Below are 10,470 nucleotides of genomic sequence, written 5' to 3'. Positions count from 1 at the left end.
CCCCGCGGCCCCCGGCCGGCCGGGGGGGGCCCCCCCCGCCCCCGGCCGCCCTTCCCGGTGCTCATGGCGCCGCGGTCACCACGCCACGGTGCCGCCGTCGTTGAGGAACCGGCCGGTCGGCCCGTCCGCGCCGAGGGTGGCGATCCGGACCTCGATCCCGGCGCCCTCCTCGGCCGTCCGCTCTCCGACGCCCCGGTTGATGTCCGTGGCGACGAAGCCGGGCGAGCAGGCATTGATCTTGACGGTCGTGCCCCGCAGTTCGTTCGCGTAGAGCACGGTCAGCATGTTCACCGCCGCCTTCGACACGCTGTACGCGGTCATCGCCGGCATCTCCGATCCGGCGAGCCAGGCGGGCAGTCCCATTTCGCTGGAGACGTTGACGATCCGGCCGGCCGGCGAGCGCCGGATGAGCGGCAGCAGCGCATTGGTGACCTCGACCAGGCCGAACACATTCGTCTCCAGGGTCGCCCACAGGGCATCACGGGTGACCTCGCTCGGCGCGCCGGCCGGCCATTCCACATTGATCCCGGCGTTGTTGATGAGGATGTCCAGCCGTCCGTACCGCGCGTCGACATACCGTGCGGCCGCGGCGATGCCGGCGGGGTCCGTGACGTCCAGCGGCACGGCGTGCGCGTCCGCGCCCTCCTCGCGCAGCGCCTTCGCGGCGGCCTCGCCGCGCGCCGGGTCACGGGTACCCAGCAGGACGACGGCACCCTGGGCGCCCAGCAGTCGTGCGGCCTGGTATCCGATGCCCTTGTTGGCGCCGGTGATCAGTGCAATCTTCGCGGTGGCAGTCATGCAGCGAGGCTGTCATCGTGCGCTAGGGCGCGGCTGGTCCCTGGCTCAGCACCGTGACGGCACCGGGCCGGGTGCCCTGGCGGGGTCCGCGCACGGCACAGGGGCACCACCGCGGCACACGCCGGTGGCACCCCTGTCCGGGCCGGCTCAGAGCGCGGCGCCGGTGGGCACCGCCTCCACGATGCTCAGGGACGAGTCGGTGCCGATGACCCTCTGCACCCGGAACCCGGCCTCGGTGAGCAGCGCCGTGTACTCGTCCTGCGTCCGCTCCTGGCCGCCGGCCATGACGAGCATCGCCAGGTCGAACGCCTTGCTGGAGTGCGGGGTGTCCCCGACGGGGATCACCCGCTCGATGAGCAGCAGCGTGCCGTCCGGCTTCATCGCCCGCCGGCAGCCGGTGAGGATGGTGACGACCTCCCGGTCGGTCCAGCCGTGCAGTACCGACTTCATCATGTACAGGTCGCCACCGGCGGGGAGTTCGCCGAAGACGTCACCGCCGACGATCTCGCAGCGGGCGGTGAGTCCGGCGTCGCCGATCCGGTTCCGCTCGACGACATGCGGAAGGTCGAACAGCACGCCGGCGGTCTCCGGGTGGGCCTCCAGCACCGTGGCCAGCAGCGTGCCGTCGCCGCCGCCGATGTCCACCAGCCGGGCGGTTCCGGAGAAGTCGTAGGCCGCCACGATCGCGTCACGCTCGATACGGCTGTGCTCGTGCATCGCGGTGTCGAAGTCCGCGCCCTCGTCGGGGTGTTCCTGCAGGAACTCCCAGACGGGCTGCCCGAAGGCGGTGGTGAACGCCCCTTCGCCGGTGCGCAGCACCTCCTCGGCGTGGTGGAACGTCCTGGCGGTCAGCCGGCCGGCCTGCGCCACGGTCGCCCGGACGGAGCGCGGGTGATCGGAACGCAGGCACTCACCGACCGGGGTGAGGCCGAACCGGCCGCTCTCCACCTCGGTGAACACCCCGCGGCCGGCGAGCGCCCGCAGCAGGCGGTAGAGGGCCGCCGGCTGGGTGGCGCTGGCCTCGGCGAGCTCCGCCGTCGGGCGCGGGCCGTCCGCCAGCAGATCGGCGATCTTCAGCTCCGCCGCCAGATGCAGCGCCCGTGCGTAGATGAAGCTCTCACTGATTTCCAGCAGTTGCAGACTGCCGTCCTGTGCGATGTCGCTGCCCATCGGCTGATCCCACTCCTTCTTCCGTTGCGCTGAGGTCTTTTCCACCGGGGGCACCGGGGGCGGTGCCGTGCGCGGTCAGCGGGGCACGGCCTCGACGAGGCTGTCCGGTCCCGGGCTGTGAATGACGCGGGTGAGCCGCAGCCCCGCACGGTCCAGCAGCGCGCGGAACTCCGCTTCGGTGCGCTGCCGGCCCGTGGTACCGATCAGGGTCTCCAGGTCCAGGAGCTTGCCCACGGACGGCTCCGGGCCGTCCGGCAGCACCGGTTCGCCCAGGAGCAAGGTCGCGTGTGCGGGCATGGCGGCGCGGCAGTTGCGCAGGATCCGCACCGAGGCCTCGTCGTCCCAGTCGTGGATGACGGCCGTCAGCACATAGGCGTCGGCGCCCCGCGGCACCTCGTCGAAGAAGGAGCCGCCGGCCACCTCGCACCGGTCGGCGACGCCCGCCTTGGCGAGGACCGGGGCGGCGCGCTCCACGACGTCGGGGAGGTCGAAGAGCACACCGTGCAGTGCCGGGTAGGAGGCGAGGATGCCGGAGAGGTAGGCGCCGTTGCCGCCGCCCACATCGACGACGGTGGAGAACCGCCCGAAGTCGTAGGACTCCAGCGTCGCGTAGATCGCGGAGGCCACGGACGTCATCGCCGCATCGAAGATGGCGGCCTCTTCGGGGTGGCTGCGGTAGTAGTCGAACTGCGGCGCTCCGTGGACCCGCTCGAAGGCGGCCTCGCCGGTGCGGACGCTGTCGTACAGGCCGCTCCACGCGGCCCGGTGGAAGCCCGATCCGAAGTGCGCCGCCAGCCCGCGCAGCGACGGAGTGCTGTCACTGCGCAGCAGCTCGCCCGCCGGGGTGAGGGCGAAGTGCCGGTCCGCCAGCTCCGCGAACACCCCGAAGTCCCCCAGGGCACGCAGCAGCCGGTACAGGGACGGCGCATGCGCGCCGACCTCGGCGGCGAGGTCGTCCACGTGCCGGGGGCCCTGGGCGAGGGCGTCCGCCACACCGAACCGTGCCGCCACACCGATGGACTGGGTGACGAAACCGCCCATCAGGAGTTGCATGAGTGCCGCCTCCGGCGGTGCCTCGGCCGTCGGCCCGGCCCACCCCTTCGACGGGTCCAGCTCACTCGCCGTGTCGGTCATCGCCTGTTCCCTTCCACTCCCACCAGCGCTCCTTCTGACGTCGTCACAGTGCAGGACCCGCCTCAACGAGTGCTTGAGGCGTGGTGCACCTCCGCGGTCCGGTCCGCGGCCGGCGGGCGCACCAGGACCGGGACATGGGGCAGGCCCCGCATCATGGCGCTGTGGTGCCACACCAGGCGGTCCGGCGTGGCGTCCAGCGTGAGGCCGGGGCAGCGTTGCAGCAGGGCCCGGATCGCGGTCCGCGCCTCCAGCCGGGCGAGCGGGGCGCCGAAGCAGTAGTGGATGCCGTGCCCGAAGGCCAGGTGGCCGCGGTGGTCGCGGCGGATGTCGAAGCGGCCCGGGTCGGGGAAACGGCCGGGGTCGTGGTTGGCGGGGGTGTTGCCGATGAGGATGAGCTCCCCGCCGCCCGGGATCGGGGTGCCCGCGATGTCGACGGGCCCGGTGGTGAACCGGTGCAGCGAGGTCCCGGTCGGTCCGCTGTGCCGCAGCATCTCCTCCACCGCGCCGTCCAGGAGGCCGAAGTCCGCTCGCAGTGCGGCGAGTTGTTCCGGGTGGCGAAGCAGCGCGAGCATGCCGTTGGAGATCAGTCCCGCGGTGGTCTCGTGGCCGGCGATGAGCAACAGGACGGCCATGCCGAGGAGTTCGTCCGAGGACAGCCGGTCGCCGTCCTCGCCGGTCGTACGGATGAGCGCGCTCAGCAGGTCGTCTCCGGGCCGCCGGTCCTTGTCCGCCAGCAGCCCGGCCAGATAGCCCACCAGCTCCCCCATGGCCCCTTCGGCCTGTGGTCCGCCGGAGCGCTTGGTGACCTCGGTGGACCACTCGTGGAACTTCCGCCGGTCGGCGTAGGGCACGCCGAGGAGTTCGCAGATGACGGCGGCGGGCAGCGGGAACGCGAAGTCCTCCACGAGGTCGGCACGGCCGTCGGGCCGGCTCAGCATGGTGTCGATCAGCTCGTCGGTGATCTCCCGTACCCGGGGACCGAGGGCCTCGATGCGGCGCGGGGTGAACTCCTTGACCACCAGCCTGCGCAGCCGGGTGTGCCGGGGCGGATCGGAGATGAGCATGTGCGGCGCGGCCGCGGGATCGCCCTCTTCGGCACCCGCGGCATGCCGCCAGTCGTTGGAGAGCCGCGGGTCGGACAGCGCGGCGCGGGCGGCTTCGTAGCCGACGACCAGCCAGGCCTCGAAGCCCTCCGGCAACCGCACCCGGTGCACCGGTCCCCGGGCCCGCAGCTCGGCGTAGACCGGATGCGGGTCACGGGTGAACTCCTCCCCCAGGGCCGCCAGATCAACGATGCGGTCTTCACTCACCAGGACACCTCCGTACGGGGGCCGACACGTTCAGGCGGCACCGTAGGGAGCGCCGGTGGAGGCCCGGTCGGCCGCCGATCGCAGCTGTGCACCGCGGCGGATGGCGTGCAGCAGCCGTGCCTGCTCACGGATGCCGTCCTCCGGGGAGGTCTGCCGGGCGCGCACCGCCGCGCAGAAGGCGCTGACGGTGTTGCGCACCTGGTCATCCGGGGAAAGGCGGATCTCCCGCGTGCCCGTCGCGTCCTCCAGGCGGACCAGGGGCGTCAGATCCGCGGGCGGGGTGAAGGCCCGCTCGATGACGATGCGGCCCCGGGTGCCCCACAGTGCGCAGACGTTGCGGTACGCGTGGTCCAGGCCGAACGACAGCTGGGCGGTCACCCCGTCGTCCCTGACCAGCAGCGCGGATCCGGTGGTGTCCACCAGGCGTCCCGGCCCGCGGGTCAGGACGGCCCCGGCGACCCGCAGCCCGCCGCCGAGGTGGTGGACGGCGGCCCGGACGGGGTAGACCCCGGTGTCCCAGAGGGCGCCGCCGCCCAGCTCGGGCCGGTAGCGGATGTCCTCGTCGGGCAGGCGGGGGACGGCGAAGGCCGCGTGCAGGGAACGGAGTTCGCCGATGGCGCCCTCGCACACCAGGTCCCGTACGGCGGTGTGCTGGCGGTGGTGGGGGAACATCACGTTCTCCGCGACCACCAGGCCCCGTGCCGCGGCCAGTTCGAGCAGTCGGTCGGTGCGCTCCGGGTCGAGCGCCAGGGGCTTCTCCGCCAGCACATGTTTGCCGGCCCGCAGCGCGGCCTCCGCCCAGTCGGCGTGCAGCGCGGCGGGCAGCGGAAGGTAGACGGCGTCCACGTCCGGGGCGGCCAGCGCGGCGGCATAGCCCTGGACGGCCCGGCACCCGTACGCCCGCGCCAGCTCCCCGGCGCGGGCGGCATCCCGGCCGGCCACCACCACCGGCGTCACGCCGGGCGTTGCGGCGAAGGCGGGCAGCATGCGCCGACGGGCGATGTCGGCGCAGCCCAGTACGGCGATCCGGACGGGGGGCGGCATGGCTCCTCCTGCGTCGGTGGCCGCACACGGCGGCGGGACGGTCGGCCCGACGGTAGAAGGGCGCGCTCGAAACCTGCTCGTCCGCGTACGGAGTCCGTCCGGCGCGGGCCGGATGACCGTGACTCCAGCGGTCGTTGAGGGGCGGGCCCGAGGCTGGGGCTCCAGCGACGCCGCGTGCGGCGGGTGAGGAGGCACAGGATGGATCAGTCGGTGGCCGGCCGGACCGCCACGGCGAGCACGCCGGTGGGCACCTGGACGGAGGAACTGCTTCTGGAGCGGGGGACCTACACCAGCACCCTGCGCTTCACACCCAACGGCCGCACCCTGCTGCTGGCGGGCCCGCGTCCGGGCTGTGTGGGCGCGGGCAGCTGGACCGCGACGGGAGACGGCCGTTTCTCCTTCCGGCTCGCCGAGCTCGTCTTCGACCCGGACGGCACGTTCACGGGCTGGGTGGACATCGAGCAGCACGTCGTACAGACGGGAGACACCTTCACCAGCTCCGGGGTGTCCCATGTCTATGACGCCGGCGACCAGCTGCTGGAGAGCGCGGAGGTCGCGGCGCGGGGGACCCGCCGCCGCTGACGGACCGCACCGGCCGCGCCCCTGCGGGCAGGCGCTCAGGCGCCGTACGACCCGTCCTGTGCCGTCACTCATGCGGCGGTCGGCACCGTGGGAAGCACGCAGCACCGCCACACTCCGGGCCCGCCAACGGGCCTTTCCGTACACCTCGGAGGACAAAGATGACATCTGCTCACGGCGACGCCGCCGAGCTCAGCGCACAGCTGTCGGAGCACATGAACGGCTTTCTGTACTCGGCGGCGCTCTACACGGTGACCCTGCACGGTGTCGCCGACCATCTGGCCGGCGGCCCGCGCACTCCTGAGGAGCTCGGGGAGCTCACCGGGCTGCACGGCCCGCACCTGGGCCGGGTGCTGCGCTATCTGTCCACGCGCCAGGTGTTCCAGGAGGACGCGGAGGGGCGCTTCGGCCTCACCCCCATGGCGGAGCTGCTCCGCAGCGGGGTGCCCGGTTCGCTGCGCGACAGCTTCCTCATGCTGGGCGACGACCTGTACTGGAAGCCGGTCGGCCGGCTGCACGAGACGGTCCGCACCGGCCGTACGGCCTTCGACGAGCTCTTCGGTGCGCCGTTCTTCGCCCATCTGCAGACGGACCCGGCCGCCGCCTCGCTCTTCAACGCCGGGACCGCGGGCTTCTCGCACCTGGTGACCGAACATGTCGCGCAGAGCTACGACTTCCCGGACGGCGCCACCGTCGTCGACGTCGGCGGCGGGCGCGGCGGTCTGCTGCGCTCGGTGCTCGCCGCGCACCCGCAGGTCACCGGCACGCTCTACGACCAGGCGTCCGTCATCGCCGAACACCAGCTGGACCGGCCGGAGGTGGCGGGCCGGTGGTCCACCGCCTCCGGCGACTTCTTCGAATCGGTGCCGGCCGGCCACGACCACTATCTGCTCAAGTCCATCCTCCACGACTGGAGCGACGAGAACTGCCTGCGCATCCTGCAGGCCGTACGCGCGGGCATGCGCAAGGACAGCAAGGTGCTGGTCGTCGACCCGGTCATCCCGCCGGGCAACGCGTTCGACGCCAGCAAGACCATCGACGTGATGATGATGGCGGTCTACGACGGCAAGGAGCGCACCCAGCGGGAGTTCGAGGAGATCCTCACCAAGGCCGGGTTCAGGATCACTCGCATTCTGCCGACGCCGTCCCTGATGTCGGTCATCGAGGCGGTCATCGCCTGACCTCCCGGCCGGCCACCGGCCCCCGGCCCCACCTGCCCCCCTCCGCCCTGCCCCGGCCGTTCCTCACCGGGCAGGGCGGACGGCTGCCGGGAGGCGGCGACGAGGAGTCGAGTCCCCCTCGATGGCCGCGTGTGACGCTCCGGGGCGTGTCCGCAACTCGGGCCGGACAGCAAAGGGGAATCCCATGCGCATACTGATCGTGGTGTGGCCACTGACCGCACATCTGTATCCGACCCTTCCGGTGGCCTGGGCGCTCCAGGGCGCCGGCCACGAGGTCCGCGTCGCCTCCCATCCGGATCTGGCCGGCACCATCACCGCCGCCGGACTGTCCGCGGTGCCGCTCGGCACGCCGGAGACCATCGCCTCCCCCGCGACCGTCGGTGATCACCTGCTGCCCACGGAACACCGGGAGCGGCTGGCCGCGGCCCTGGACATCGACCAGGACAGCGACACCGACGTCTGGGCCACCGTCAGCACCTACACCCTGGCGTCCTCACGCGTCTTCCACCCGGCGGACGCCTCCGCTCCGGACGGCTGGGGCGGTGTCGACGATCTTGTCGCCGCGGCCCGTGACTGGCGGCCCGATCTGGTGCTGTGGGATCCCAACTGGCCGGCCGCCGCGGTCGCGGCACGGGCCTGCGGCGCGGCCCACGGGCGGGTGTTGTGGGGTCGGGACTACCTGGGCTGGGCCTGTCACCGGATCGACCGGCGCCGCGCCGAGCTGACGGCCGCGGGGCTGCCGGACCCGGTGGCCGAGATCGTCCGCCCGGCGGCCGAACGCCACGGTGTGCGGGTCGACGACGACCTGCTGCTCGGCCAGTTCACCCTCGACCCGACGCCCGCCGACATGCGGCTGCCGAGCCGGGCCCGTACCGTCCCGGTCCGGCGTATTCCGTACACCGGCGCGGCAGCCGTCCCGTCCTGGCTCCGGTCGCGCCCCGACCGCCCCCGGGTCGCGCTGACGCTGGGCGCCACCCAGCGCATGTTCGACAACGACAAGGTGCTCGTACCGGCGCTGCTGGAGATGGTGGAGGGGCTGGACATCGAGGTGATCGCCACCCTCGACACCTCCCAACTGGCCGGACAGCGCCTGCCGGACAACGTGCGTGCCGTCGACTACCTGCCGCTGAACCTGCTGCTGCCGAGCTGCTCGGCGATCGTTCACCACGGCGGTATCGGCACCTTCACGGCGGCCGTCGCCCACAGCGTGCCGCAGCTGGTCGTCGGGGACGAGCTGCGCGTGGCCTACGCCGCCAACTCCGCCTATGTGGTCGGGCACGGTGCGGGCCTCGCGGTGGATCCTCAGCAGCAGTCGGTGGCGGAGATGCGAGCCCGCTTCCTGCGGGTCCTCACCGAGCCGTCGTTCCAGGACCACACCCGGCGGCTGCATACGGACTGGCTGGCCATGCCGAGCCCGAACGACACGGTGCCCGTGCTGGAGAAGCTCGCCGCGCTCCACCGCGCGGCGCGCTGAACACGCCCCTCCCCCGGCACCGGTCCGGGTCCGCGTCCGCGTGCCGCGCCGCCTGACCGGTGCCGGCCGACGTCCGGACCGGCGGAACCGTCTGCCGGTCCGGAGCCGTTCCAGAGCCTCTCAAGGCGCCACCGCAACGCTGACCTCATCACGAGAACGGAGATCCCCGGTGGTAATCAAGCGGTCCGACTCCCCGACGACGTCCTCCGCGCCGCGCGCCTTCCGCGCACAGCGGCCGCGGTGGACGGCAGCCACAACCGACGACGGCCTCCCGGTCGAGTACGCGACCATCGAGGTGCCCCGGGACCACGCCGATCCCGACGGAGAGCGGCTGACCCTGGCGCTCAGCCGCCACCGGGCCACCGACCCGGACCGCCGGCGGGGCATCCTGCTGGCCGTCAACGGCGGCCCCGGCGGTGACTGGGGCCTGGGCCGGGGCCTGGCGGCGAAGTTCGCCGGCACCCCGCTGCACGAGGTCTACGACCTCATCGGGTTCGACCCGCGCGGCACCGGTGCCTCCACCCCGCTGCACGCCGAAGTGACGCTTCCCAAGGCACCGTTCGACTCCCGGCCGCCCGACTCGGCGTTCGACGCGCTCGCCGAGGACATGCGGCGCCGCGAACTGGCCTGCGAGCGGGCCGGCGGCGAACTGCGCCGGCACATCAGCACCCCGAACACCGCCAGGGACATGGACCTCATCCGGTCCGTCCTCGGCGAGGAACGGCTGAACTTCATCGGGTATGCGTACGGGGCGTATGTCGGCGCCGTCTACGGCTCGCTCTTCCCCGCGCACCTGGACCGCAGCGTCCTGGACTCCTGTGTCCACCCCGGCTGGACCTGGCGCGAGCAGTTCCTGTGGCAGGGCGACGCCGTCCGGCGCAATGTGGACGCCTGGGCCCGGTGGACCGGTGAGCGCCACCGCCACTTCGACCTCGGCACCGACGCCACCGCGGTGCTGGCCACCGTCGAGGACGTGGTCGCCGGCCTGGAACGCCAGACGGACGGGTACCGGGTGCGCACCCTGCTCGACGGGGCGGTGGGCAACCGCGCGGCCGACCGCGCGCAGTGGGCCGAACTCGGCTACCTGGTGCGGGATGTGCGGGCCGCCGCGCTGGCCGGCGACCCGGTGAAGACCCGCAACCTGCTGTCCGAACAGGGCACCTGGCGGCCCGGCGACAGCGAGGGCGATCTGCGCTGCGGCGTCCTCGAAGCCATCACCCTGGAACACGACTGGCCCGTGGACCCGGAGACCTACTTCGCGGACATGCGCGAGTTCCGCAGGCGCTTCCCCTACGGCTACGGAGTGCTGCGGGCACAGCCCTGGGTGGGCGCCTTCCGTACCTTCACCGCGCCGGAGCGCCCCGTGACCCTCACCCGCGAGGGCTACCCGGCCGGGCTCGTCGTCCAGGCCGACGGCGACCCCATGGACCACTACGCCGGCGGCGTCGCCATGGCCGAACGACTCGGCCATCACCTCGTCACGGTCGAGGACTCCGGCGACCACGAGGTGTTCGTCCTGTCCGGCAATGCGCACGTGGACGCCCATGTCCACCGCTACCTCGTGCACGGCACGCTGCCGCCCGCGCGGACCGGCGTGCCCGGAACCGCCGCCCGGCCGGACCTTCCGGCCGACGCGCCCGCCACCCTCCCCGTCTGACGCCCCGGCCCCACCGCCCGCCACGCCCCGAGGAGCAGCCCGCATGACGACAGCAGCCACCGGCCAGGACTTCAAGGTCGCCGACCTGTCCCTCGCCGCTTTCGGCCGCAAGGAGATCACCCT

The 10,470-nt window shown here is 72.9% G+C and carries 9 protein-coding genes; 4 read left to right on the top strand and 5 right to left on the bottom strand.

The features are described from left to right. Positions 1-75 precede the first annotated feature (75 nt). The 5 genes from ACWGI6_RS37940 to ACWGI6_RS37920 all read right to left on the bottom strand — a co-directional run bounded on the left by ACWGI6_RS37940 (position 76) and on the right by ACWGI6_RS37920 (position 5,456). Positions 76-798, bottom strand: a complete 723-nt coding sequence (locus ACWGI6_RS37940) for an SDR family oxidoreductase (protein WP_453271732.1) — start codon at positions 796-798, stop codon at positions 76-78. Positions 799-945: 147 nt separating this feature from the next. After that, positions 946-1,968 carry a methyltransferase gene (locus ACWGI6_RS37935; protein WP_453271731.1) on the bottom strand — a complete coding sequence of 341 codons (1,023 nt, stop codon included), beginning with the start codon at positions 1,966-1,968 and terminating at the stop codon, positions 946-948. 75 nt (positions 1,969-2,043) lie between these two features. Next, positions 2,044-3,102, bottom strand: coding sequence for a methyltransferase (locus tag ACWGI6_RS37930; protein ID WP_453271730.1), 1,059 nt, complete (start codon positions 3,100-3,102; stop codon positions 2,044-2,046). A 62-nt stretch (positions 3,103-3,164) separates the two neighbouring features. After that, positions 3,165-4,412 (bottom strand): cytochrome P450 family protein, encoded by a 1,248-nt coding sequence (locus ACWGI6_RS37925; RefSeq protein ID WP_453271729.1) that lies wholly within the window; start codon positions 4,410-4,412, stop codon positions 3,165-3,167. A gap of 30 nt (positions 4,413-4,442) precedes the next feature. After that, positions 4,443-5,456, bottom strand: a complete 1,014-nt coding sequence (locus tag ACWGI6_RS37920) for a Gfo/Idh/MocA family protein (protein ID WP_453271728.1) — start codon at positions 5,454-5,456, stop codon at positions 4,443-4,445. A gap of 198 nt (positions 5,457-5,654) precedes the next feature. Here ACWGI6_RS37920 and ACWGI6_RS37915 point away from each other — a divergent pair, with 198 nt between their 5' ends. The 4 genes from ACWGI6_RS37915 (at position 5,655) to ACWGI6_RS37900 (ending at position 10,347) form a co-directional block, all read left to right on the top strand. Beyond that, entirely contained in the window at positions 5,655-6,038 is a 384-nt protein-coding gene (locus tag ACWGI6_RS37915; protein ID WP_393910135.1) for a hypothetical protein, read from the top strand. Positions 6,039-6,196: 158 nt separating this feature from the next. After that, entirely contained in the window at positions 6,197-7,216 is a 1,020-nt protein-coding gene (locus ACWGI6_RS37910; RefSeq protein ID WP_453271727.1) for a methyltransferase, read from the top strand. Between the two features lie 184 nt (positions 7,217-7,400). Next, complete coding sequence (locus tag ACWGI6_RS37905; RefSeq protein WP_453271726.1) at positions 7,401-8,690, top strand: nucleotide disphospho-sugar-binding domain-containing protein; 1,290 nt, start codon at positions 7,401-7,403, stop codon at positions 8,688-8,690. A 169-nt stretch (positions 8,691-8,859) separates the two neighbouring features. Continuing rightward, positions 8,860-10,347 carry an alpha/beta fold hydrolase gene (locus ACWGI6_RS37900; RefSeq protein ID WP_453271725.1) on the top strand — a complete coding sequence of 496 codons (1,488 nt, stop codon included), beginning with the start codon at positions 8,860-8,862 and terminating at the stop codon, positions 10,345-10,347. Positions 10,348-10,470 lie beyond the last annotated feature (123 nt).

The sequence above is a fragment of the Streptomyces sp. NPDC054786 genome (assembly GCF_053611685.1).
This window is presented reverse-complemented; position numbering and strand designations above follow the sequence as displayed.

Bases quoted from the DNA above. Each gene is read 5' to 3' on its own strand.
- ACWGI6_RS37910 (WP_453271727.1), top strand. From the start codon at position 6,197: ATGACATCTGCTCACGGCGACGCCGCCGAGCTCAGCGCACAGCTGTCG.
- ACWGI6_RS37930 (WP_453271730.1), bottom strand. From the start codon at position 3,102: ATGACCGACACGGCGAGTGAGCTGGACCCGTCGAAGGGGTGGGCCGGG.
- ACWGI6_RS37935 (WP_453271731.1), bottom strand. From the start codon at position 1,968: ATGGGCAGCGACATCGCACAGGACGGCAGTCTGCAACTGCTGGAAATC.
- ACWGI6_RS37920 (WP_453271728.1), bottom strand. From the start codon at position 5,456: ATGCCGCCCCCCGTCCGGATCGCCGTACTGGGCTGCGCCGACATCGCC.
- ACWGI6_RS37905 (WP_453271726.1), top strand. From the start codon at position 7,401: ATGCGCATACTGATCGTGGTGTGGCCACTGACCGCACATCTGTATCCG.
- ACWGI6_RS37940 (WP_453271732.1), bottom strand. From the start codon at position 798: ATGACTGCCACCGCGAAGATTGCACTGATCACCGGCGCCAACAAGGGC.
- ACWGI6_RS37915 (WP_393910135.1), top strand. From the start codon at position 5,655: ATGGATCAGTCGGTGGCCGGCCGGACCGCCACGGCGAGCACGCCGGTG.